Source organism: Pantoea sp. EA-12, from assembly GCF_030053355.1.
Classification (GTDB): domain Bacteria; phylum Pseudomonadota; class Gammaproteobacteria; order Enterobacterales; family Enterobacteriaceae; genus Pantoea; species Pantoea vagans_C.
This window is the reverse complement of sequence record NZ_JASGBY010000021.1, coordinates 1-22,332: the sequence shown is the minus strand read 5'-3', so window position 1 is coordinate 22,332 and position 22,332 is coordinate 1. Positions and strand designations below refer to the sequence as shown.

The window sequence follows — 22,332 nt, the reverse complement described above, 5'->3', positions numbered from 1 at the left end:
CCCCCATTTATCAACAATCATCGGGATTGGCGCAACTGCCTTTGTTGATTGATTGCAACATTAATGCCTGATTACGCACCAGGTTGACCCCTTGCGCACCTACGGAGAGGGCCGCCATGCTGCCCTGGCTGCTCAGGAAATAGCTGCGGCTGGCATCCATCCAGCTGTCGCGGTATGTCAGCCACGCACGCTGGGCAGTGCGTAATTTGTCTTTAGCGTCACCGGTTAATTTTTTCATTGCCTGGTTGTACTGAACATTCATCTCTTTGTCCCAGGACTGATTGGCCGCGCTGTAGCACTGCGACATGCCGGCGGTAGACGATTCCTTGTTCAGACATTGTTGTAGCTGCTGATCCAGCGGATGGGTTTGCGCCAGCGCCATTCCCGAGGTGCAAAAGCAGGCGAGCAAAAGCCATTTTTTCATCAATTTATCCCTTCATTTTTGGCGGTCACACTTAATTCATTGTGAAGAGTAGGGGATTGCCAGCCGAATGACTATCAACTCTGGATAAAGTTTCTGTGATCAACTGCCGATAATCTCTCCGTTTTAGGGCCAGTGGAGTTCTGCCTTTTTCCATACACACGGGAATGATCATGATCAGACAACTATCAATACGTACCGCTTTGCTTGTGTTGTTGGCCATCATGACGGTGATGCTGTTAGCCGTCAGCGCCATGGGTATTTATGCCATCAATGCTGGGAATCAATCTCTGGACGCGTTAAACCGCATCCAGGGGATTGAGCTGAATAAGTTGTATCAAAGCCGCTCTGAACTGATGCGTGCACGCGCCAATGCGGCGTTGGCGGTACGCAAAATCGAGATTGGTTTGTTGGATGACGGAACGAAAGTCACGAATCAAGCGCAGGCCGCTGTGGATAGCTCGCACGCCTTACTGAAAGCCTTTGTCGATGCGGGCACGGTCACCGCTCAGGGGAAAACCTTGGCGGATGCCGTCGTCGCCACTTATGCCATCTACGACAAAGAGGGCATCACGCCGATGATGGATGCCCTGAAAAAGCAGTACACCGATGAGTATTATCAGGTGCTGGAAGGGAAGCAGTCGCAGCTCGCGGCCAACTACTCGAAAGCGGTGAATGATTTCAGCCAGTATGCCGATCAAGTCTCCGCTGCGCGTTTGCAGCAAGCGGCAGATAACGAAGTGCAGATGAAAGTAATGATTGGCGTGGTGATGGCGCTGACGCTGCTGCTAATCGTGCTGGCCTGGCAGCTGTTACGTCGCTCGTTACTGCGCCCTCTCGACAGCGCCATTGCGCATCTGGAGCAGATTGCGGCAGGCGATCTTTCACAGCCGTTACCCGCAGCGGGCAGTAATGAAATTGGTCGTCTTAATCAGGCACTGTCCGATATGCAGCTGGCGTTGCGTGATTCCGTCAGTCAGGTGCGTGAGGCCAGTCTGCAGATTGACGTGGGCAGCCGTGAACTGGCGGCAGGCACCGTGCATTTGTCACAGCGCACTGAAGAGTCGGCGGCGTCGCTGGAGCAGACGGCGGCCAGTATGGAGCAGCTCACCGCGACAGTGCGTCTTAATGCCAGCAATGCGCAGCAGGCGAACCAGTTAGCCAGCAATGTCTCGACCAGCGCGGATCGCGGTGCTGAAGTGGTGGGCTACGTGATGGAGAAGATGCAGGAGATCACTCAAAGCTCAAACCGCATCGGCGATATTCTTAGCGTTATCGACGGCATTGCTTTCCAGACCAATATCCTCGCGCTCAACGCATCGGTTGAAGCGGCGCGTGCCGGGGAGCAGGGGCGTGGTTTTGCCGTGGTCGCGAATGAAGTACGCACCCTGGCCGGACGCAGCGCCACCGCCGCGAAAGAGATCCGCGAGCTGATCAGTGAATCCCAGACGCGCGTCAAAGAGGGCAGCGACATGGCCACGCGTGCGGGTGAAACCATGGACGAGATCTCCACTGAAGTGATGCGCGTCACGTCACTGATGAAAGAGATTTCGATTGCCTCAGAAGAGCAGAGTCGTGGCATTGAACAGGTGAATCAAGCGGTGACGCAGATGGATGAAGCCGCGCAGCAGAACGCCGCGCTGGTGGAAGAAGCCAGCGCCGCCACCCAGTCACTGGAAGCGCAGTCGCAGCAGTTGCAGGAGTCGATGGCGCAGTTCCGTGTGGTCACCGCGTAAAAAAAAAGCCCGCTCATTAAGAGCGGGCTTTTTCATCTCAGATCAATTTACGCGTGGCTGTCCGGGAATTCACGGATGAAGCGCTCAACGTCATCGACCATCGCATCGTTGCCGCAGAAGAACGGGCAACGCTGGTGCAGCGTTTCAGGCTGAATGTCGAGGATACGATGCTCACCGTCACTGGCTTTACCGCCAGCCTGCTCCGCCAGGAACGCCATTGGGTTGCACTCATACAGCAGACGCAGCTTGCCTTTCGGATGGCTGGCGGTGCTTGGATAGAGATAGATGCCGCCTTTCAGCAGGTTACGGTGGAAGTCTGCCACCAGTGAACCGATGTAGCGCGATGTGTACGGGCGCTTGGTCGCCACATCTTCTTCCTGACAGAATTTCAGGTATTTCTTCACGCCCTGTGGGAAGCGAATGTAGTTACCTTCGTTAATTGAGTAGGTATAGCCTTTCTCTGGGAAGGTCATGCGCTCGTGGCTCAGGCAGAACACGCCGAGCGACGGATCGTAGGTAAACGCATGCACGCCCACACCGGTGGTGTAGACCATCATGGTGGAAGAACCGTACACCACATAACCGGCAGCGACTTGCTTGTTGCCCGGCTGCATGAAGTCCGCTTCGGTGATCGGGGTGCCCGGCTCACTGATGCGGTGATAGATAGAGAAAATGGTACCAACGGAAACATTAACGTCAATGTTGGAAGAACCATCCAGTGGGTCCATCAACACCACGTATTTACCGTCCTCTGAACCTTCAAAGATGACAAACTCATCTTCTTCTTCAGAAGCGATACCGGCAACCACGCCACGCGCTTTCAGGGCAGCTTTCAGTTTTTCATTCGCGAACAGGTCCAGCTTCATCTGCTGTTCACCCTGCACGTTTTCCACGCCGCTGGCACCAAGAATATCCACCAGACCCGCTTTGTTGATGTCGCGGTGGATAATCTTAGCCCCGAGCTTAATGGAGGAAATCAGCGCCGTCAGTTCACCTGTGGCGTGAGGAAAGTCGTGTTGCTTCTCGACGATGAATTCGCCTAACGTTTTCATAACACATTCCCTGAATCTACGGTGGAGTGGTAGCAGCTGTAACACGCTACCAACGTATGAGCGCAGTTTAGCCGATTGAACTTTAAAAACCATAGTCCTAATCCGTTTCTTCCCACTCTGCTCGGGGTTACACTGTGCGCCGAACTTTTGAGTAATGGGTCTCTTTATGCGTATTCACATCCTTGGGATTTGCGGCACTTTCATGGGCGGACTGGCGATGCTCGCCCGTTCACTGGGACACGAAGTGACCGGTTCAGACGCCAATGTCTACCCGCCGATGAGCACCTTGCTGGAGCAGCAAGGCATTGAATTAACAGAAGGTTATGATGCCAGTCAACTCGATCCGCAACCGGATTTGGTGATCATTGGCAACGCCATGACGCGCGGTAATCCGTGTGTGGAAGCGGTACTGGAACGCAACATTCCTTACCTGTCTGGCCCACAGTGGCTGCACGATTTCGTGCTGCGCGATCGCTGGGTGCTGGCCGTGGCGGGCACCCACGGAAAAACCACCACCGCAGGCATGGCAGCGTGGATTCTGGAGGCCTGTGGCCTTGAGCCGGGCTTTATCATCGGTGGTGTGCCTGGAAACTTCGACGTTTCGGCAAAATTAGGAAAAAGTCCATTCTTCGTCATTGAGGCGGATGAGTACGACAGCGCGTTCTTCGACAAACGTTCTAAGTTTGTCCATTACTGCCCGCGCACCCTGATCCTCAACAACCTCGAATTCGATCACGCCGATATTTTTGACGATCTGCGTGCGATCCAGAAACAGTTCCACCACCTGATTCGTATCGTGCCGGGACAGGGTAAGATCCTGCTGCCAGAGCACGATCATAATCTCAAGCAGGTGATGGCGATGGGCTGCTGGAGCGAGCAGGAAACCGTGGGCGACAACGGCCACTGGCAGGCGAAGAAATTGACGCCGGACTCATCACACTGGGAAATCTGGCTTGATGGCGAGAAAGTCGGCGAAGTGAACTGGGCGCTGGTGGGCGAACACAACATGCACAACGGCCTGATGGCGGTTGCCGCCGCTCGTCACGTGGGCGTGAAACCCGTGGATGCAGGTGAAGCGCTCAGCAGCTTTATTAATGCACGTCGTCGCCTGGAACTGCGTGGTGAAGCGAATGGCATCAAGGTGTATGACGACTTTGCACATCACCCTACAGCAATCCACGCCACGCTGGCGGCGCTGCGCAGTAAAGTCGGTGGCACGGCGCGCATTCTGGCAGTGCTGGAACCACGCTCTAACACCATGAAGATGGGCGTCAGTAAAAACGATTTGGCACCGTCACTGGGCCGTGCTGATAACGTGTTCCTGTTCCAGCCACATCATATTCCGTGGCAGGTGTCGGATGTGGCGGAAGCCTGTGTCCAGCCAGCCAAGTGGAGCGCGGATATTGATACGCTGGTAGAGATGGTGGCGAAAGAGGCCCAGCCAGGAGATTCCATCCTGGTGATGAGTAACGGCGGTTTTGGTGGTATTCATCAGAAACTGCTGGAGAGATTGGCGAAATAATTGGGCGGGAGTGTTCGCTGACCCTCATCCCAACCTTCTCCCGCAAGCGGGAGAAGGAGCCGAATGGCGCACTGCATTTGCATTGAATCCCCACCTAAACATTCCCTCGCCCGCAAGCGGGAGAAGGAGCCGAATGGCGCACTGTATTTGCACCACCTAAACATTCCCTCGCCCGCTTGCGGGAGAGGGTTAGGGTGAGGGCTGCAGACGCAGAGGACCTATGCTTCTGCCAACTCGCGCAGATACTGGAAAATCTGACGGGCTGATTTAACCGGCTTGTTCGCGGCTTTCTCTTTCTGCGCATTACGGATCATGCTGCGCAACTGCTGACGGTCCGCGTCTGGATAGAGGGCAATCACCTCTGCCACGGCATCATCGCCTTTCTCAATCAAACGATCGCGCAATTGCTCGAGTTTATGGAACAGCGCAACCTGCTGGTTGTGGCGGTTCTTCAGCTTATCCAGCGCCTGACGGATCGGATCTTCATCGCGCGCGCGCAACATCTTACCGATCAGCTGCAACTGGCGGCGACGGCCTTCCTTCTTAATGCGCTGCGCCAGTTCAATGGCGGCACGCAGATCTTCGTCGAGGGGGATCTTATCGAGGGAGTTTTTCCCTAAATCCACTAACTCGGCACCGAGGCGTTTTAGCTCTTCGGCGTCGCGTTTAATTTCGCTTTTACTGACCCAGATAATCTCATCGTCTTCATCTTCTTCGTTTTGATTATCCGGCACATCGTCGAGCCAGTCATCGGGCTGCTTGGTCATCTCTTGGCTCCCTAAAAAAAAGAGGCTAATCCTACCAGTTTATCGGGCGACTGCGAAATTGTTCTCTGAGTCTGATAGACTCAATAAATTCATACTTAAGATTAGACGGCAGGTCGATGAACGTATCTACTCAGGTTGCAGAACAACGTAAAGTGTTAGAACAGGCTGTCGCGCAGGCGCTGGAACTGGCGAAAGTCAGCACCGATGGTGCAGAAGTGGCGGTCACTAAAACCACCGGCATCGGCGTCAGCACCCGCTACGGCGAAGTCGAAAACGTCGAATTCAACAGCGATGGTGCGCTCGGCATCACCGTCTATCATCAAAACCGCAAAGGCAGTGCTTCCTCAACCGACCTTAGCCCGGATGCGATTAAACGCACCGTGCAGGCGGCGATCGATATTGCCCGTTACACCTCGGTTGATCCTTTTGGTGCACCCGCCGATCCCGATCTGCTGGCTTTTGAAGCGCCGGATCTTGATCTCTACCACCCGTGGGAGATCGATGCCGATCGCGCTATCGAACTGGCCGCTCAGGCGGAGCAAGCGTCACTGCAGGCGGATAAGCGCATCACCAATACCGAAGGCGGCAGCTTTAACAGCCATGTCGGCATCAAAGTGTTTGGTAACAGCCACGGCATGCTGCAAAGCTACTGCTCAAGCCGTCATTCACTCTCCAGCTGCGTGATTGCAGAGCAAGATGGCGACATGGAGCGTGACTACGCCTACACCATTGGTCGCTCAATGGACGACCTGAAAAGCGCGGAATGGGTGGGGCAGGAGTGCGCGCGTCGCGTGTTGTCACGTTTAGCGCCGCGTAAGCTGTCAACCATGAAAGCACCGGTGATCTTCGCGCCAGAAGTGGCGACCGGTTTGTTCGGTCATCTGGTGGGCATGATCAGCGGCGGCAGCGTCTATCGTAAATCGACCTTCCTGCTGGATTCACTGGGCAAACAGATTCTGCCGGAATGGCTGACCATCGAAGAAAAACCGCATCTGCTGAAAGGGCTGGCTTCCACGCCGTTCGACAGCGAAGGTGTGCGTACTCAGGCGCGTGACATCATTAAAGATGGCGTACTGCAAAACTGGCTGCTGACCAGCTATTCGGCGCGCAAGCTTGGCTTGCAGAGCACCGGTCACGCGGGCGGCATCCATAACTGGCGCATTGCCGGTCAGGGCCACAGCTTTGAGGATCTGTTGAAGCAGATGGGCCGTGGTTTAGTGGTCACCGAAATGATGGGTTCCAGCGTCAGTGCCATGACTGGCGATTACTCGCGCGGCGCGTCAGGCTTCTGGGTTGAAAACGGTGAAATCCAATATCCTGTGAGTGAGATCACAATTGCGGGCAACCTGAAAGACATGTGGCTCAATATGGTAACCCTCGGTAACGACATTGAAACGCGCAGCAATATACAATGCGGGTCGGTGCTGCTGCCGGAGATGAAAATCGCCGGACAATAAAACATCGCTTCCTGAAAGCAGCCCGCGAGGCTGCTTTTTTTTGCCCAAAAATAAAAAGAAGGAACGAGTATGCGTAAGCATGTGATTGCAATGTTGTCTCTCTCGCTGTTGTTCTCCTCGGCTAGCGTTTTTGCCGCTGACCTGGAGAAAGATATGGATACGCTGAAAGATGGTCTGAGCGTGGTGAAAAAAACCTCCGATGCTCAGGAAATGCAAACTGCACTCGGCAAGATGCGCCAGGCGGCGGAGGATGCGAAAAAATCCACCCCGGAGAAACTGGAAGGTCAGGCAGCCGACAGTGCCCAGATTAAGGATTATCACGCCGGTCTTGATTCGTTGATTGCGCAGATTGATGTCGTTGACCAGTTAGCCAAAGCCAACAAACTGGACGAGGCCAAAACGGAAGCGAAGAAACTGGAAGATATTCGCAACGCCAACCATAAGAAATTCCGCTGATAAACTTGGCCAGCCCTCTGCTGGCCTTATTTCCTTCGCTCACCTCACCGTTTTTTTTCGCTTTAATCCATCACATCACCGCATTTTGTGACCTGTTTCGCACAGTTCGTGCGTACTGCGATCTGGCGCACACTCAGCCGTGGGATTTCCACTTCAAGGTGGAAAAGATGCGTCTCCACAGCGGCTAGCGGAAAGCGTAATTTCTTTTCAACGCGAATTATCTCTAATTGTCCGCAGTAAACAGGAGTAACAAGGTGAGGAGTGAAGCTGTCCCACTGAAGCAAAGTACGCCGGAAGCCATTCAGGCGTTGGCGGATAACGTGATGAAGCAAATTGCGGCGATCTACACCGCTCACCAGATTGAAGCCAATGCGGTTCAGCAGCAGATGCTGGCTTCACATGTGCGGGCCATGGCCGGGCGCTCCCTGACGGGTGAGGCGCTGCCAGAAGTAGAAGCCGAGCTGTTTGAAGATATCTCGCCAGACACCATGGCGCTGGCGCAGCAGGTGGTGGATCTGTTTGGCAATCTGCCTAAAGAAGAAGCCTGGCTACTTTCGGTGCATATCGAAGTGGCGAAATCGAACGAATCTTGAATTGAGAGGAATTGAACATGGTAACTGTCGTTATTGGTGATCGTCTGGGTAAAGGCCAGAAAGTCGCAGCCGGTATTGAGAAAGCAGGCGGACGTGCCGTCGTGGTACCGGGCGTCGCGGCAGACATGAAGCTGGGCGATGTAATGAAAGCGGAAAACGCAGACTTCGGCATCTCTTTCTGCGGCAGCGGCGGTGCGGGTGCCATCACTGCACAGAATAAATACGGCTACAAAGCGAAACACGGTATGCGTTCCATCGATGAGGGCGTCACGGCCATCAACGAAGGCGCCACCGTGCTGGGCTTCGGCTTTATGGATAAAGAAGAGCTGGGTGAACGTCTGGTGCAGGCGTGGAACAAGAAGCACGGCAGCTAAGCATGAAACAGCAATATGACACTCAGGTCACGGTGCAGGGCAAAGGCGACAGCAAAGCAAAAGCCTTTGCCGATGCACTGAGCAAGGTGCAGCAGCAAGTGCTGCGCACCAGTCAAAAGATTCTGTTGCGCATTGAACCCATAGATGTGCGGGTGCTGCGCGCGCAGGAGAGCGTACGCACAGAGAAGTTCTTGTTCTTCTTTCTGGCGCGCGAACGACGGAACTTCAGCGTCGAGCTGGAAATTACCGTCAGCGTCACCGTGATCGATACCGACAAGGTGGAATTCATCGCGACGAAATAAAAACGACAACAAAGGGTACAACAACATGTTTCTGATCATTTTGTTTAAGTCGTTGATCATAGGTGGATTGGTTGGCGTTGGGGTAGGAGCGGGCGCAGCGCGCATGTTCCACGCACCGACCACGCAGGGTATGGGCGCATTTCGTACCTTGGGTGAACTCAATTCCTGCGAAGGCGATCCTGCATCGCACTTCTCCTTTGGTCTTGGCTTCTTCTTTAACGCCTGGGCATCGTCAGTGGCTGCGGGTTCCTTCACACAGGACGTTGACCACCGCATTATTCCCAACTGGGGCGCGGCAGCGTTGATGGTGAAAAATCGTAACCTCGCCGAAACCCTGCACAATCCGAAACGCATGGCGATTGCCTGCGGCATCATCGGCATGATCGTAGTGGCATTCCTCAACAGTACCGCTTCTGCGGTGCCCGCGGCATTGCAGGTCACGGCGGTCAAAGTCTTAGTCCCCGCCGCGAACCTGCTGGTGAACACCGTGATGCCAGTGATCTTCTGGCTGGCGGCGATTGATGCCGGTAAGAAATCGGGTTTCTGGGCGACCATTTTTGGCGGTCTGGCGCAGTTGATCATGGGTAACGCGGTACCGGGTCTGGTACTGGGCATCCTGATCGGTAAAGGCGTGGAAGAGAGCGGCTGGAACAAGGTCACCAAAGTGATGATGTTCGCTATCGTGCTGCTGTTTGCCCTGAGCGGCTTCTTCCGCGGCTTTGACATGAAGCTGCTGCAATCCTTCCAGCTGGGCATCCCAGGCTGGCTGGACATGATCCATAACAGCCTGAGCGGCAAATAAGGAGCCTTAAGCATGAACGAGACCGAAAACAAAGGGTTCTGGTATGCCGACTGGTCGTTCCCGATCTTTGTTGGCCTGCTGTCTGCGGGTGTGTTTGCCGGTACGCACATGTACTACCTGTACGGTATTGGCGCGTTTAACGAAGTGGCGTTTGTGTCGATGCTGCGTTCCGGCATGGAAACCGGCGTGTATGGCGCGGTGGCGGCATTTGGTGCCAGTTTCCTGTTTGCCCGCATCATCGAAGGTTCGCTGGTGGGCATCCTCGATATTGGTGGCGCAATCCAGACCGGCGTTGGCCTGGGCGTTCCGGCGCTGCTGCTCGGGGCAGGGATTGTGTTCCCAGTGGCCAACTTCGCCGCTTCACTGGCAACGGGTCTGGTCGTCGGTTTAGCCATTGGTTATCTGATTATCCTGGCGCGTAAGTTCACCATTAATCAGAGCGACTCCACCTACGGTGCGGACGTGATGATGGGCGCAGGTAATGCCTCCGGTCGCTTCCTTGGGCCGTTGATCATTCTCTCTGCGATGGCCGCATCGATTCCAATCGGTCTGGGTTCGCTGGTGGGCGCGCTGCTGTTCTATCTCTGGAACAAACCGATCACCGGTGGTGCGATCCTCGGTGCCATGGTGTTAGGCGCGATGTTCCCGATTTCGTTGTGATAGGCAGGTCTGCATAAATTCGTAGCGGCGCGATTTATCGCGCTTTTTGGCAGCGTCTTCATTGTTAAATGCGCAATGAATTGTGCCGCTACGACATGTGCATGATGTATGTAAGGAGTAAACATGTTTGATCTGATTCTGCGCCGCGCGCGTCTGTGCGACGAACAGCTGGTGGATATTGCCATCCAGCACGGCAAAATTGCTGCTGTAGGCGAGGTCAGCGGCCCAGCTCAGCAGGAGCGCGATCTGGCAGGGCGTTACTACGTCAGTGCAGGCTGGATCGACAGCCACGTACACTGCTACCCCAAATCCCCGATTTACCACGATGAAGCCGACGCGATTGGTGTGGCGCAGGGCGTCACCACGGTTGTCGATGCGGGCAGCACCGGCGCGGATCATATCGACGATTTCTATCAGCTTACCCGTTCCGCCACCACCGAAGTACGTGCGCTGATCAACATCTCGCGCACCGGCATCATCACCCAGAACGAACTGGCGGATATGACGCAGATCGATGGCGAAGCGGTGGTGCAGGCGGTGAAACGCCGTCCAGACTTTATCGTGGGCCTGAAAGCGCGCATGAGCAGCAGCGTGGTGGGTGAAAACGGCATCCAGCCGCTGATTCGTGCCAAAGCCATTCAGCAGGCGGCCGGTAATCTGCCATTGATGGTGCATATCGGGAATAACCCACCGGTGCTGGAAGAGATCGCCGATCTGCTGACTTCCGGTGACATCATCACCCACTGCTTCAATGGCAAACCTAACCGCATTCTGTCGCCGCAAGGTGAACTGAAAGCGGCGGTGAAAAATGCCATCGCGCGCGGTGTGAAGCTGGACATCGGTCACGGCAGTGCCAGCTTCAGTTTTGAAGTGGCGCGGCAGGCCATCGCGCAGGGCATTCTCCCTGACACTATTAGCTCGGACATCTATTGTCGCAACCGCATCAACGGGCCGGTACACAGCCTGGCGCACGTGATGTCGAAATTTTTCAGCATCGGTATGACCCTGCCGCAGATTATTGACTGCGTCACGGTGAACGCCGCGGCTGGCCTGCGTTTAGCAGGCAAAGGGCGCTTAACCGCAGGTTATGACGCCGACCTGACCATTTTTACCGTCAAAGAGGAAGCCCGCCCGTTCGTCGATGCTGAAGGCGAACGGGTTCTGGGTGAGCAACATTTGCTGCCGCTGGCCGTGGTTGTCGCGGGTGAGTGGCATCTGACTGATGAAGGGAAAACCAATCATGTCTTCGATTTATGAAAAATATGACCTGAAACAGGTCATCAATGCCTCCGGTCGTATGACCATTCTTGGGGTTTCTACCCCGTCTGCTGATGTGGTGGACACGGTCAGCTACGGTTTGAATCACTATTTCGAGATCAAAGATCTGGTCAACAAGACCGGCGCGTACATCGCGAAATTGCTGGAGGTCGAGAATGCAGTAGTGGTGTCGTGCGCCTCTGCCGGTATCGCGCAAAGCGTGGCAGCGGTGATCGTCAAAGATAACGACTGGCTGCTGGATAACCTGCACGCTGCGCCGCTGACCGTGCCGCACAATATCGTGGTGCCAAAAGGCCACAACGTGAATTTTGGTGCTCCGGTGGGTGCGATGGTAGCACTGGGCGGTGGACGCCTGATCGAAGCGGGTTACAGCAATGAGTGCTCGCCAGAACAACTGGCGGCAGCCATCACGCCGACCACGGCAGCGCTGCTGTACATCAAGTCACACCACTGTGTGCAGAAAAGCCACCTCAGCGTTGAGCAGGCGGCGGTCGTTGCGCGTAAGCACGGTATTCCATTGATCGTGGATGCGGCGGCGGAAGAGGATCTGCAGTGCTACTACCAGATGGGTGCCGATCTGGTGATTTACAGCGGTGCGAAAGCGATTGAAGGGCCCACTAGTGGATTGGTGATTGGCCGTACCCAGTACGTTGAATGGGTAAAACGCCAGAGCAACGGCATTGGTCGTGCGATGAAAGTCGGCAAAGAGGGTATTCTTGGTCTGACGCAAGCGATTGAAAACTATCTGGTACAGCCGAAAACCACCGGTGCCGAAATGGTCGCCAAGATGACGCCGTTTATCGACCATCTCAATGGGATAAATGGCGTGACCGCTCGCGTGGTGTGGGATGCGGCAGGACGTGATATCGCCCGTGCGGAAATTAAGTTTGATGAAGCAGTCACGGGTTGGCCCACTGGCGAACTGGTGCAGGCGCTGAAAACCGGCGACATCGCCATCTATTTCCGTGGCTATAAAGCCAATGAAGGCATCATTGAAGCCGATGTGCGCAGCGTGAGTGCCGATCAGCTACACATCATCTTTAGCCGTATCCAGGCGTTAATCAGCGGAGGAAAACGCGCATGAGTCTGAACCCTAATTTCTATCAGGACCGTCTGTGCCTCAACGTGCTGGCGGGTTCAAAGCAGAATGCTAAAGAGATTTGGCAGGCAGCGGAAGGCCATGTGTTGGTGGGGGTGCTGTCAAAAAACTACGCCAGTAACGAAGAAGCGATTGCCGATATGCGCGAGTATGCGGCGCTGATCGATAACGCACTGTCCGTGGGCTTGGGCGCGGGCGATCCGAATCAGTCGGCGATGGTGAGTGAAATCTCTGCGGTGCTTCAACCACAGCACGTCAACCAGGTGTTTACCGGTGTGGCGACCAGCCGTGCGCTGCTGGGCCAGAACCAAACCGTCGTGAATGGATTGATCTCCCCGACCGGCACGCCAGGTTTGGTGAAGATCTCCACCGGGCCACGCAGTTCGCAGGTTGAAGATGCGATTGTGCCAATCGACAGCGCGATTGCCATGCTGCAAGACATGGGTGGCAGCTCAGTGAAATACTTCCCCATGGGCGGTTTGAAAGCGGTGAATGAGTATCGCGCGGTGGCGGAAGCCTGTGCGCGTCACGACTTCTGGCTGGAGCCGACTGGCGGCATCGATCTCAATAATTTCGAAGCCATTGTGCAGATTGCGCTCGATGCAGGCGTAAGCAAAGTTATCCCGCACGTCTATAGTTCGATTATCGATAGCGCCACCGGTGACACGCGCATTGACGATGTGCGTCAGCTTCTGGCAACGTGCAAAAAATTGCTGTAACACATCAGTACAGGTGAGGCTCCGTGAGATTTCCCAATCAGCGACTGGCACAACTTTTCGCTGCGCTACAAAACGAAACGCTGCCGCAGGATGAGTTGGCGCGCCGCTTTTCTGTTTCCACGCGCACGGTGCGCACCGATATCACCGCGCTGAATGCGCTGCTGGAGCAACACGGCGCGCAGTTCGTGCTGGCGCGCGGCGCGGGCTATCAACTAAAGATTGACGACGTGGTGCGTTTCGACCGCTTGCAGGAAGAGAGCGCCGCGCCGTTGCGCGTGCCGCGCACGTCGCAGGACCGCGTGCGCTATCTGCTGACGCGTTTCCTCACCGCCGCCTATTCCCTCAAGCTGGAAGATTTGTCGGAAGAGTGGTTTGTCAGCCGCGCAACGTTGCAAAGTGATATGGCGGAAGTGCGTGAATGGCTCGGCCGCTATCATCTCAATATCGAAACCAAACCGCGTTACGGCATGAAGCTGTTTGGCAGTGAGGCGGCGATCCGCACCTGCCTGACGGATTTGCTCTGGCAGATCGATCAGGTGACGCCAGACAGCCCGCTGCTGACGGTGGAAGCCTTGCACAGCGGCATGCTGGATCAGTTAAAGCCGCTGCTGGAACACTGCTTCGCTCAGCACGCGATTCGCCTCAGTGATGAGGGGGAACGCTATCTGCAAATCTACTGCGCCGTGGCGATACGCCGCATCAGCGAGGGTTTTCCACTTAACGATCCCGGCGCAGAAGATGTCGGTGATGAAGTGCGTGAAGCGGCGCAGGATTTGGTGAACCTGATGCGGCCGCTGGTGGGCAAACCGATCTCGCAGGCCGAAGAAAACTGGCTGCGCGTCAATATTGCCGCGCGCCAGATCCAGGCATTAGCGCCCAGCACCATCAATGCGGATGACGCCGATGCGCTGGTCGATTACCTGCTGAACTACATCAACACCCATTACAACTACCGGCTCCAGCAGGATGAACAACTGCGCGCCGATCTGCTCACCCATATTAAGACCATGATCACTCGGGTGCGCTACCAAATCCATATTCCGAATCCCTTGCTGAGCAACATCAAACAGCACTATCCAATGGCGTATGACGTGACGCTGGCGGCGGTGACCAGTTGGGGCAAGTACACGCCTTACAGCATCAGCGAAAACGAGATCGGGTTCCTGGTGCTGCACATCGGCGTCGGGCTGGAACGCCACTACGATGTCGGCTATCAGCGCCACCCGCAGGTGCTGCTGGTGTGCGACAGCGGCAACTCCACGCTACGCATGATTGAGGCGCTGCTGCTGCGCAAATATCCGCAATTAGTGGTCACGGCGCGTTTATCGCAGCGTGATTATGAGATGCGCGCGCACATCGACGAAGACTTCGTGATTTCGACCGCGCGTCTCAGCGAGAAGAACAAGCCGATTGTGGTGATGTCGCCGTTCCCGACTGAGTTCCAGCTTGAGCAGTTGGGTAAGCTGGTGCTGGTGGATCGCACCCGTCCGTACATGCTGGAGAAGTACTTCGATGCGCAGCACTTTATGGTGCTGGATAAGCCGATGTCACAGTCGGCGCTGTTCGGTGTGTTGTGCGAGCAGCTGGAGCGGGAAGGGTATGTGGATGCCGATTTTTATCCGTCGGTTGAAGAGCGTGAAGCGATAGTCAGCACGCTGCTTGGCGAAGGTATCGCGCTGCCGCACTCGCTGGGATTACTGGCGAAGAAAACCGTGGTCTACACCGTGCTGGCACCGCATGGCGTGAGCTGGGGTGATGAAACGGCATCGGTGATTTTCCTGCTGGCGATCAGCAAAAGCGAGTACGAAGAGGCGATGGCGATTTACGATCTGTTCGTGACCTTTCTGCGCGAAAGGGCGGCCGCACGGCTGCGGGATTGTGGCGATTTCGTCAGTTTTAAAGCGGTAGCGATAGATTGTTTGAGCAGGATGTGAAGGGCGGTGGTCTTTCACCCTCACCCTAACCCTCTCCCGCAAGCGGGCGAGGGAATGTTTAGGGGGCGCACCGTTATCACTGCGATGCTGGGTCGGCCCCCTCTACTGCAAGTGGGCGAGGGAATGTTTAGGTGGCGTTCCGTTTTCACTCAGATGCTGGATCTGCCCCCTCTACCGCTTGCGGGAGAGGGCTGGGGTGAGGGAGTCAGCACGCACCACCCTAACCGCGCTTCGCCAGCAACCGCGGGATCTCACGTAAACACCACGCCTTGGCCTCACCCATACTGTCGCGGCGCCACGCCATAATAATATCCACTTCACGCGTGTATTCGGCACTCACCACACGCAGACGCCCTTCGGCGATATCCTGCTCCACCATCGGGTAGGGCATGGTGGCGACACCCAATCCTGCCAGCAGCGCACGGCGTTTGTCGTCCATACTGCTGACCGTCAATCGCTGCTGTTTATCCAGCAACTGCACGGTTAAAACTGGACGCTCGCGCGCGGTATCCGCTACGGCAATACCGCGATACTTCACGCGGGTCACTTCGGACAGCGGCTCGGCTTCCTGATGAATCGGATGATCCGGGCTGGCCACGTACACGCTCATGATGCTGTAAAGCTTGCGGGTGTTGATTTCGGTCGAGGCGCGAAAATGCATATCGGGCGCAATCACGATATCGGCGCGGCCCTGTTCCAGCCGCTCCCACGCACCCGCCAGCACTTCAGTGACCAGCGAAATCTGCGTATTGGCTTTTTCCGCCAGCTTCTCGACGATGGGGAACAGCAGATTGGTGGGGATCAGCGCTTCCGCCACGATGGTCAGATGGGTTTCCCAACCGCGCGCAAGGGCTTCGGCATCGGTGGTGAGTTTATCGGCCGCTTCCAACAGCACGCGACCACGCTCCAGCAGCATGCGTCCTACATTGGTGAATTTAGTGCGGTGGCCAGAGCGGTCAAACAGCACCACGTCCAGTTCCTCTTCCAGCTTCTGCATGGTGTAGCTTAATGCAGAGGGAACACGACCCAGTTCATCGGCCGCTGCGGCAAAGCTGCCACGACGATCAATAGCATCCATCACACGTAAAGCTTCGAGGGTTAACGCGCGGTCTTTTGCCATGCCGGTTCTCTGTCAGTAAATTTGAACATGCCCGGCAGATTAACTGGCTTACAATCTGGCGTCCAGCCTTTTACCATTGACGTATAAAGCCTGCGATCGATTATCACCGCAGAGCGTCGGAGGTAATTCATGATGACAACCCGCTGCGCGTCCGCATGTGGCCAAGCCGATTTCGGTTGGTTGCAGGCGCGATACAGCTTCTCTTTTGGCCACTATTTTGATCCTAAAATGATGGGCTACGCGTCCTTACGCGTGCTCAACCAGGAAGTGCTGGCGCCGGGTGCCGCGTTTCAGCCGCGCAGCTATCCGCAAGTCGATGTGCTGAACCTGGTGCTGCAAGGCGAAGCGGAATACCGCGACAGTGAAGGGAATCATCTGATCGCCAACGCCGGGGAAGCAATGCTGTTATCCACGCGTCAGGGCGTGAATTACAGCGAAATCAATATCAGCAAAGATCGCCCCCTTACGCGTATGCAACTGTGGCTGGCCGCTTGCCCCGACCGTGAAAATCCGCTGCTGCAGAAAATGGCGTTGCCGGAACAAACCTGCTTGCTGCTGGCTTCGCCGGATGGTGCCGAAGGTAGCCTGCAACTGCGCCAACAGGTTTGGGTGCATCAGGTGACGCTGGCTCCCGGTGAGCATTACACGGTGAAACTCCATGGCGCGCGCGCGTATCTGCAATCGATTCATGGCTCACTGGATCTGCAAGCCAACAGTGCTAATCAGGAACGACTCGGCTGCGGTGATGGGGCGTTTTTGAGTGAAGAGAACCAGATCACGTTACAGGCGAAAACGCCGCTGCGTGCGCTGGTCATTGACCTTCCGGGATGAAAAAGGCAGCCGATAGAGGCTGCCTTGGTTTGATAAACAGGCGCACCGTTGTGCGCCTTTTATTTTGCCGTTATTTCAGAATGGTAAAGGCTGTGGTCACGTGCTTCACACCGCTGACACGGCTGGCCACATCCGCGGCAGCTGCCGCTTCTTGTTGTGTCACCAGACCCAGCAAGAACACCTCACCATTTTCCGTGGTCACTTTCACGTTGGATGATTTCACCTGATCACTGCCCAACAGCTGCGAACGAATTTTGGTGGTGATCCAGGTATCAGAAGAGGAGGTCCCGAGGCTGACTTTCTGGCCGGTACGGATTTCGTTATAGACTTCGGTGGCACCATCGACGCCCATGGCGATCTGTTTCGCGCGGCTCGCCAGGTCGGCAGACGGTGACTGGCCGGTCAGCAGCACTTTGCCTTGATACGCGGTGACGACCACACGAGCCTGGTTTTTGATTTGTTCATCTTTCGCCAGCGCGTTGGTGACACGTAACTCCAGCGTACCATCATCCACCTGGGTACCTACGGTACGGGGATCGGTGGCCGTTTTGGTGGCGACAGCGGCACCGCCCGCGACAACGGCGACACAGCCCTGCAACAGCATGGCGGTTAACAGAATGGCGACAGCGTTCAATGCTTTCATTTGAGCTCCTTCAGTCATTCCTGGTGTGGGAACAAAGTGTTATCAATCAAATCGCACAGGCAATTCAGCGTCAGCATATGCATTTCCTGAATGCGTGCGCTGCGATGTGACGGAATGCGAATTTCCACATCGTGCGGACCCAGCAGGCCCGCCAGCTCACCGCCGTCATGGCCGGTCAGCGCGACGATAGTCATATCGCGAGTAACCGCAGCTTCAACCGCTTTCACAATATCGCGGGTGTTACCACGGGTTGAAATGGCCAGCAGCACATCACCGGCCTGACCAAGCGCGCGAACCTGCTTGGCATAAATCTCATCATGCAGACGATCGTTACCAATCGCCGTCAGCATCACGTTGTCGGCGCTCAGTGCCAGCGCGGGCAGGCTGGGACGCTCGGTCTCAAAACGATTGATCATGCTGGCGGCGAAATGCTGCGCGTTGGCCGATGACGCACCGTTGCCGCAGCTCAGGATTTTGTTACCGTTCAGCAGCGACTGCACCAGCGTCATGGCCGCGCGGGAAATGGCATCCGGCAGCGCTTCCGCAGCGGCGATTTGAGTCTGAATACTTTCGGTAAAACACGCTTTAATTCTGTCCTGCACAAGACCACCTGGTTCTATCCATCGGCATTAAAGGCATCGGGCAGCCACTCCAGCTCGCGCCCGGTAATGGCAATGATGTCAAAACGGCAATTCACCGTATCGAAACTACCGCCGCGTGCCAGTAACCACAGTGCGGCGGTACGCAGCAGCTTTTGTTGTTTCTGGCGAGTGACGCTGGCAGCCGCACCGCCATATCGCGCATCACGCCGATAGCGCACTTCAACAAACACCCAGCAGTCGGCATCGCGCATGATCAGGTCAATTTCCCCGCTGCGACACCGCACATTGCTGGCGACCCACTGCAGCCCGGCGCGTTCCAGATAGCGACGCGCCTGCTGCTCCTGCTCAGCGCCAATGCGCTGGCGGTTTACTGCACCGGAACGATTTGTCCCTGACGATACTGGTTCCATGCCAACTTCCTGTTGATCACGCAATCCGTGTCAGCGTTCAGTTTGCCCGTGTTGCCATCAATGGCAAAACCCGGCACCTGACGCATCTGGTTAAAGTGATTCGCCAGCGTCCAGGCATCAATGCCCATCGCATAGAGACGAACCAGCGAATAATCGTTGTTAAACGACTTCGCCGCCTGCTGCATCAGACCAGGATTGCTCCCGGAGAGCAGCGGAATATCGCTGAATTGCAGACCATCCATTTCCAGACGGAAATCAGGGCCTGCACCGGCCTGCGCACTGCGTGAGCTGGCATAAAGCGCGATGTTATTGCGGCTGCTGGTGCGCATCGCAATCATCGGCTTGATCAGCTGCAGCTCATCCTGGCTGGCAACGATATACACCGCATCGATGCTGCCGCTGCTGGCATCTGCCGTTGGAGCTGGCGTCGCGGTTTGCGGAGCCGGAATGGTCAGGCCCGCCACGGCTACGCCTGCAGCTTGTGGCTGCTCCACGGTCAGTGGCGTGCCACTCAGCGCGATACCTGCACCGCTATTGATACCCTGTTTCAGCTCAGAAACGCCACCGAAACGTTGTTGCAGTACGGTGGAGCCGCCAAGTTTCTGCCACTCCTGGGCGAAAGCTTTGCTCACACGGTCGCCATAGCTGCTGCGTGGCACCAACAGTAATGGCTGGCGCTTGCCTTGCTCGTAGATATGGTGCGCGGCATCACGCGCTTCGTCTTCAGGAGAAAGCGCAAAATAACAAATATTCGGATGGTTCTGGATCTGTTCTGGCTCATTCAACGCCAGAACGTTGAGTGGCGTCTGGCTGTTCACCACGGACTCCACTTCATTTTTCAGCAGCGGACCGACCACGATGGTGGCGCCATCCTGCTGTGCCTGCTGCATCACCTGGGCAATGGGCTGGCTGCTGGTGTCATACACTTTGACCTGCGCGTTGCTGTCTGGCTGAGCAGCCGCGGGCTGAGCAGCGGGCTGTGGTTGCTCAGCTTGTGCCGGGGTGTTTGCCGCCATCGCGGGGCTAACCACGGTATTGGCTGCGGCGTTGGCATCAACGGGTTGCTGTGCGGCTGGCTGCGCACTGGCATCGGTAGCGGCCGGTGCAGCAGGCGCTGGCTGAGGTGCGGGAGCATTCAGCACGCCATTTTTGGCATCGTTAAAGCCTTTCTGGATGGCATTAGCGAAGACCTGCGCCTGGCCATTCAGCGGTAACAGCAATGCGATGGTGCTGGTGGAGGCTTTACTGAAATTCTGCACCTGGCTCAGTGCAGTCGGCAGCGTCTTCGCCGCAGGGTTCTGCGGATAGCGCGTCTGCCAGTCTTTGATGGCCGCTTTCAGCATCTGCGGATCCTGGCTGTTGGTGTGCCAGGTGTTCAGCAGATCCAGCCAGCCTTGCAGGATATTTTCATCGGCATTGATCACCAGGCTGTTCAGCTGATCTTGCGTCATCTGCGTCAGGGCTTGCCAGGTGGCGTCAATATTGCTCTGGTGGTCGGCACCTTGCAGCAGCGGTTCCTGAGCGATATAGGCGCGTAGCAACGCGAGTGAAGGGCGATTCTGAGCCGCCGCGATTTGCAGCGCGTAGAAGCGCACCTGCTGATCCTGAGACAGACCGTCGGTTTTCACCTGACCGAGTTGCTGCTGGGCACCCCCAAAATCTTGCTGACCAATCTGCATCTGAGCACGCAGTAATAGCAGCTCTTGCTGCTGTACAGCGGAGAGCTGTTGCGGCAGTTGAGATATCTGATCGTTAGCCTGAGGATACTTTCCTTCCTTCAATAGGGCACGGATGGCAAGTAATTGCCAGTCGGTCTTGCTATCATCGCTGCTTTGTTGCACCTGCTGCAGATAATAGTCAGACCGGCCAGTTGCCGGGCCCTGAATATTGACGTTGGAGGTTTGCTGCGGTCCCTGACCGCTACACGCGGCTAAAATCAGCCCAGCGAGAAGAACAGGTACAAAGCGTCCTGCTTTATGACGTACGACTTTTGAAGGAAGCATACTGTATCCAGTGATGTTTTTTTCAAGATGCTCAATATTAAATCGGCAATTCGGATGAAACAATGAAACAACTCGATCGGGCAGAGATTTCTGCCAGCACGCTCTATATCGTTCCTACCCCGATCGGTAACCTGGGTGATATCACGCAGCGTGCGCTGACGGTGCTTGCGAGCGTCGATCTGGTCGCAGCGGAAGATACACGTCATACCGGGCTGTTGCTACAACATTTCGCCATCAATGCGCGACTGTTCGCACTTCACGACCACAACGAACAACAGAAAGCAGAAGTGTTGTTAGCCAAGCTGCAGGAAGGCCAGAGCATTGCACTGGTCTCGGATGCGGGCACGCCGTTAATCAACGATCCGGGCTATCATCTGGTGCGTCGCTGCCGTGAAGCAGGTGTGCGCGTGGTTCCGTTGCCGGGTGCCTGCGCGGCGATTACAGCATTAAGCGCGGCGGGGTTACCGTCAGATCGTTTCTGTTACGAAGGGTTTCTGCCCGCCAAAAGCAAGGGACGTTGTGATGTGCTGCGGTCGCTTGAGAATGAAGCCCGCACCCTGATTTTTTATGAATCCACCCACCGTTTGCTCGATAGCCTGCAGGATATGGTGAGCGTATGGGGCGCGGATCGCTATGTGGTGCTGGCGCGCGAAATCACCAAAACCTGGGAAACCATTCAGGGCGCGCCGGTGGGTGAGCTGCTGGCCTGGGTGCTGGAAGATGAAAACCGCCGCAAAGGCGAGATGGTGCTGATTGTAGAAGGCCATAAGGCGGATGAAGAAGCCTTGCCTGCTGAAGCGCTGCGCACGCTGGCTCTGCTCCAGAGCGAGCTGCCGCTGAAAAAAGCCGCAGCGCTGACAGCGGAAATTCATGGTGTTAAGAAAAACGCACTCTACAAGTACGCCCTGGAGCAGCAAGAGGCGTGACAAACGCTGACGGATCGCCTATTATCCCGCGCCGAAGCTGACCAGACAGTCGCCGCTTTGTCGTCGTCCTCTTTCGGGGGGAGACGGGCAGAGGGGAGGAAAGTCCGGGCTCCATAGGGCAGGGTGCCAGGTAACGCCTGGGGGGCGCAAGCCTACGACCAGTGCAACAGAGAGCAAACCGCCGATGGCCCAGTAATGGGATCAGGTAAGGGTGAAAGGGTGCGGTAAGAGCGCACCGCGCGACTGGCAACAGTTCGTGGCACGGTAAACTCCACCCGGAGCAAGGCCAAATAGGGGTTCACAAGGTACGGCCCGTACTGAACCCGGGTAGGCTGCTTGAGCCAGTGAGCGATTGCTGGCCTAGATGAATGACTGTCCAAGACAGAACCCGGCTTATCGGTCAGTTTCGACTTCTTTATGGAAAAACCCCGCCTCGGCGGGGTTTTTGCTTTCTGGGACAAGATGAATGACTGTCCACTCCGCTTTCTATGAAAAGAACGCGGCTTACCGGTCAGTTTCGACCTCTTTATGGAAAAAACCGCCTCGGTGCTGAGGAATCCCCAGTAATGGGCGGGTAAAATAAGACAGGCATAGAGATATGTGATCTACTGATTGTTCCACCAAT

Annotated in this window: 23 protein-coding genes and 1 other RNA gene; 16 read left to right on the top strand and 8 right to left on the bottom strand. The window is 55.9% G+C overall.

The window, feature by feature from the left end; genetic code table 11:
• Positions 1 to 10: 10 nt before the first annotated feature.
• Positions 11 to 424, bottom strand: coding sequence for a lysozyme inhibitor LprI family protein (locus QMZ30_RS23125; RefSeq protein ID WP_283229046.1), 414 nt, complete (start codon positions 422 to 424; stop codon positions 11 to 13).
• Positions 425 to 597: 173 nt separating this feature from the next.
• Here QMZ30_RS23125 and QMZ30_RS23120 point away from each other — a divergent pair, with 173 nt between their 5' ends.
• Positions 598 to 2,157: a methyl-accepting chemotaxis protein gene (locus QMZ30_RS23120; RefSeq protein ID WP_283229077.1), complete on the top strand. Its 1,560-nt coding sequence runs from the start codon at positions 598 to 600 to the stop codon at positions 2,155 to 2,157.
• A gap of 47 nt (positions 2,158 to 2,204) precedes the next feature.
• Here the strand turns inward: QMZ30_RS23120 and fbp are convergent, their stop codons facing one another.
• On the bottom strand, positions 2,205 to 3,209 hold the full coding sequence (gene fbp / locus QMZ30_RS23115) for a class 1 fructose-bisphosphatase (RefSeq protein WP_039331410.1): 1,005 nt from the start codon (positions 3,207 to 3,209) through the stop codon (positions 2,205 to 2,207).
• Between the two features lie 166 nt (positions 3,210 to 3,375).
• Between fbp and mpl the strand changes: the two genes are divergently transcribed.
• The gene (gene mpl / locus QMZ30_RS23110) at positions 3,376 to 4,731 is read left to right on the top strand and encodes a UDP-N-acetylmuramate:L-alanyl-gamma-D-glutamyl-meso-diaminopimelate ligase (RefSeq protein ID WP_283229045.1); all 1,356 of its coding nucleotides are present in this window, start codon (positions 3,376 to 3,378) and stop codon (positions 4,729 to 4,731) included.
• Between the two features lie 218 nt (positions 4,732 to 4,949).
• On the opposite strand, the gene yjgA is transcribed toward mpl, so the two are convergent.
• A complete protein-coding gene (yjgA, locus tag QMZ30_RS23105) occupies positions 4,950 to 5,498 on the bottom strand; it encodes a ribosome biogenesis factor YjgA (RefSeq protein ID WP_058971291.1) in 549 nt (182 codons plus the stop codon).
• A gap of 116 nt (positions 5,499 to 5,614) precedes the next feature.
• On the opposite strand from yjgA, the gene pmbA reads away from it, so the two are divergent.
• From pmbA to QMZ30_RS23050, 11 genes are all read left to right on the top strand, one after another.
• Entirely contained in the window at positions 5,615 to 6,955 is a 1,341-nt protein-coding gene (gene pmbA / locus QMZ30_RS23100) for a metalloprotease PmbA (protein ID WP_283229044.1), read from the top strand.
• 69 nt (positions 6,956 to 7,024) lie between these two features.
• Positions 7,025 to 7,411: a cytochrome b562 gene (cybC, locus tag QMZ30_RS23095; protein ID WP_283229043.1), complete on the top strand. Its 387-nt coding sequence runs from the start codon at positions 7,025 to 7,027 to the stop codon at positions 7,409 to 7,411.
• A 254-nt stretch (positions 7,412 to 7,665) separates the two neighbouring features.
• Positions 7,666 to 8,004 carry a glycine dehydrogenase gene (locus QMZ30_RS23090; RefSeq protein ID WP_039331400.1) on the top strand — a complete coding sequence of 113 codons (339 nt, stop codon included), beginning with the start codon at positions 7,666 to 7,668 and terminating at the stop codon, positions 8,002 to 8,004.
• A gap of 17 nt (positions 8,005 to 8,021) precedes the next feature.
• Complete coding sequence (locus QMZ30_RS23085) at positions 8,022 to 8,378, top strand: SFCGS family glycine-rich protein (RefSeq protein ID WP_009087404.1); 357 nt, start codon at positions 8,022 to 8,024, stop codon at positions 8,376 to 8,378.
• A 2-nt stretch (positions 8,379 to 8,380) separates the two neighbouring features.
• A complete protein-coding gene (locus QMZ30_RS23080) occupies positions 8,381 to 8,680 on the top strand; it encodes a DUF4312 family protein (protein WP_283229042.1) in 300 nt (99 codons plus the stop codon).
• Between the two features lie 25 nt (positions 8,681 to 8,705).
• Positions 8,706 to 9,482, top strand: a complete 777-nt coding sequence (locus QMZ30_RS23075; protein WP_039331392.1) for a DUF4311 domain-containing protein — start codon at positions 8,706 to 8,708, stop codon at positions 9,480 to 9,482.
• Between the two features lie 12 nt (positions 9,483 to 9,494).
• The gene (locus QMZ30_RS23070; protein ID WP_039331390.1) at positions 9,495 to 10,142 is read left to right on the top strand and encodes a DUF4310 family protein; all 648 of its coding nucleotides are present in this window, start codon (positions 9,495 to 9,497) and stop codon (positions 10,140 to 10,142) included.
• Between the two features lie 123 nt (positions 10,143 to 10,265).
• Positions 10,266 to 11,399, top strand: a complete 1,134-nt coding sequence (locus tag QMZ30_RS23065; protein WP_058971297.1) for an amidohydrolase/deacetylase family metallohydrolase — start codon at positions 10,266 to 10,268, stop codon at positions 11,397 to 11,399.
• A complete protein-coding gene (locus QMZ30_RS23060) occupies positions 11,383 to 12,504 on the top strand; it encodes a DgaE family pyridoxal phosphate-dependent ammonia lyase (RefSeq protein WP_283229041.1) in 1,122 nt (373 codons plus the stop codon). Before QMZ30_RS23065 ends, QMZ30_RS23060 begins: the two co-directional genes overlap by 17 nt.
• Complete coding sequence (dagF, locus tag QMZ30_RS23055; protein ID WP_039331384.1) at positions 12,501 to 13,238, top strand: 2-dehydro-3-deoxy-phosphogluconate aldolase; 738 nt, start codon at positions 12,501 to 12,503, stop codon at positions 13,236 to 13,238. Before QMZ30_RS23060 ends, dagF begins: the two co-directional genes overlap by 4 nt.
• A gap of 23 nt (positions 13,239 to 13,261) precedes the next feature.
• Positions 13,262 to 15,172 carry a BglG family transcription antiterminator gene (locus tag QMZ30_RS23050; RefSeq protein ID WP_283229040.1) on the top strand — a complete coding sequence of 637 codons (1,911 nt, stop codon included), beginning with the start codon at positions 13,262 to 13,264 and terminating at the stop codon, positions 15,170 to 15,172.
• 220 nt (positions 15,173 to 15,392) lie between these two features.
• Here QMZ30_RS23050 and QMZ30_RS23045 read toward each other — a convergent pair whose 3' ends face one another.
• Positions 15,393 to 16,292 carry a LysR family transcriptional regulator gene (locus QMZ30_RS23045; protein WP_039331379.1) on the bottom strand — a complete coding sequence of 300 codons (900 nt, stop codon included), beginning with the start codon at positions 16,290 to 16,292 and terminating at the stop codon, positions 15,393 to 15,395.
• 129 nt (positions 16,293 to 16,421) lie between these two features.
• Here QMZ30_RS23045 and QMZ30_RS23040 point away from each other — a divergent pair, with 129 nt between their 5' ends.
• Complete coding sequence (locus tag QMZ30_RS23040; protein ID WP_283229039.1) at positions 16,422 to 17,123, top strand: pirin family protein; 702 nt, start codon at positions 16,422 to 16,424, stop codon at positions 17,121 to 17,123.
• A gap of 70 nt (positions 17,124 to 17,193) precedes the next feature.
• Here the strand turns inward: QMZ30_RS23040 and dolP are convergent, their stop codons facing one another.
• Genes dolP through QMZ30_RS23020 form a run of 4 tightly spaced genes read right to left on the bottom strand, consistent with a single transcriptional unit; the run spans position 17,194 to position 20,781 of the window.
• On the bottom strand, positions 17,194 to 17,766 hold the full coding sequence (dolP, locus tag QMZ30_RS23035; protein WP_039331375.1) for a division/outer membrane stress-associated lipid-binding lipoprotein: 573 nt from the start codon (positions 17,764 to 17,766) through the stop codon (positions 17,194 to 17,196).
• A gap of 14 nt (positions 17,767 to 17,780) precedes the next feature.
• Positions 17,781 to 18,368 carry a DnaA initiator-associating protein DiaA gene (gene diaA / locus QMZ30_RS23030; protein ID WP_007890352.1) on the bottom strand — a complete coding sequence of 196 codons (588 nt, stop codon included), beginning with the start codon at positions 18,366 to 18,368 and terminating at the stop codon, positions 17,781 to 17,783.
• A gap of 14 nt (positions 18,369 to 18,382) precedes the next feature.
• Positions 18,383 to 18,778 carry a YraN family protein gene (locus tag QMZ30_RS23025; RefSeq protein ID WP_039331368.1) on the bottom strand — a complete coding sequence of 132 codons (396 nt, stop codon included), beginning with the start codon at positions 18,776 to 18,778 and terminating at the stop codon, positions 18,383 to 18,385.
• Positions 18,736 to 20,781: a penicillin-binding protein activator gene (locus tag QMZ30_RS23020; protein WP_283229038.1), complete on the bottom strand. Its 2,046-nt coding sequence runs from the start codon at positions 20,779 to 20,781 to the stop codon at positions 18,736 to 18,738. Before QMZ30_RS23020 ends, QMZ30_RS23025 begins: the two co-directional genes overlap by 43 nt.
• Positions 20,782 to 20,843: 62 nt before the next feature.
• Between QMZ30_RS23020 and rsmI the strand changes: the two genes are divergently transcribed.
• Both rsmI and rnpB read left to right on the top strand, forming a co-directional pair.
• Positions 20,844 to 21,707, top strand: a complete 864-nt coding sequence (rsmI, locus tag QMZ30_RS23015) for a 16S rRNA (cytidine(1402)-2'-O)-methyltransferase (protein WP_283229037.1) — start codon at positions 20,844 to 20,846, stop codon at positions 21,705 to 21,707.
• A gap of 33 nt (positions 21,708 to 21,740) precedes the next feature.
• Positions 21,741 to 22,119: RNase P RNA component class A (gene rnpB / locus QMZ30_RS23010), an RNA gene on the top strand.
• The last annotated feature ends 213 nt before the right edge of the window (positions 22,120 to 22,332 follow it).

Coding starts and splice junctions, on each gene's coding strand:
- QMZ30_RS23125 (WP_283229046.1), bottom strand. CDS start 424: ATGAAAAAATGGCTTTTGCTCGCCTGCTTTTGCACCTCGGGAATGGCG.
- fbp (WP_039331410.1), bottom strand. CDS start 3,209: ATGAAAACGTTAGGCGAATTCATCGTCGAGAAGCAACACGACTTTCCT.
- mpl (WP_283229045.1), top strand. CDS start 3,376: ATGCGTATTCACATCCTTGGGATTTGCGGCACTTTCATGGGCGGACTG.
- yjgA (WP_058971291.1), bottom strand. CDS start 5,498: ATGACCAAGCAGCCCGATGACTGGCTCGACGATGTGCCGGATAATCAA.
- pmbA (WP_283229044.1), top strand. CDS start 5,615: ATGAACGTATCTACTCAGGTTGCAGAACAACGTAAAGTGTTAGAACAG.
- cybC (WP_283229043.1), top strand. CDS start 7,025: ATGCGTAAGCATGTGATTGCAATGTTGTCTCTCTCGCTGTTGTTCTCC.
- QMZ30_RS23085 (WP_009087404.1), top strand. CDS start 8,022: ATGGTAACTGTCGTTATTGGTGATCGTCTGGGTAAAGGCCAGAAAGTC.
- QMZ30_RS23080 (WP_283229042.1), top strand. CDS start 8,381: ATGAAACAGCAATATGACACTCAGGTCACGGTGCAGGGCAAAGGCGAC.
- QMZ30_RS23075 (WP_039331392.1), top strand. CDS start 8,706: ATGTTTCTGATCATTTTGTTTAAGTCGTTGATCATAGGTGGATTGGTT.
- QMZ30_RS23070 (WP_039331390.1), top strand. CDS start 9,495: ATGAACGAGACCGAAAACAAAGGGTTCTGGTATGCCGACTGGTCGTTC.
- QMZ30_RS23065 (WP_058971297.1), top strand. CDS start 10,266: ATGTTTGATCTGATTCTGCGCCGCGCGCGTCTGTGCGACGAACAGCTG.
- QMZ30_RS23060 (WP_283229041.1), top strand. CDS start 11,383: ATGTCTTCGATTTATGAAAAATATGACCTGAAACAGGTCATCAATGCC.
- dagF (WP_039331384.1), top strand. CDS start 12,501: ATGAGTCTGAACCCTAATTTCTATCAGGACCGTCTGTGCCTCAACGTG.
- QMZ30_RS23045 (WP_039331379.1), bottom strand. CDS start 16,292: ATGGCAAAAGACCGCGCGTTAACCCTCGAAGCTTTACGTGTGATGGAT.
- QMZ30_RS23040 (WP_283229039.1), top strand. CDS start 16,422: ATGATGACAACCCGCTGCGCGTCCGCATGTGGCCAAGCCGATTTCGGT.
- dolP (WP_039331375.1), bottom strand. CDS start 17,766: ATGAAAGCATTGAACGCTGTCGCCATTCTGTTAACCGCCATGCTGTTG.
- QMZ30_RS23025 (WP_039331368.1), bottom strand. CDS start 18,778: ATGGAACCAGTATCGTCAGGGACAAATCGTTCCGGTGCAGTAAACCGC.
- QMZ30_RS23020 (WP_283229038.1), bottom strand. CDS start 20,781: ATGCTTCCTTCAAAAGTCGTACGTCATAAAGCAGGACGCTTTGTACCT.
- rsmI (WP_283229037.1), top strand. CDS start 20,844: ATGAAACAACTCGATCGGGCAGAGATTTCTGCCAGCACGCTCTATATC.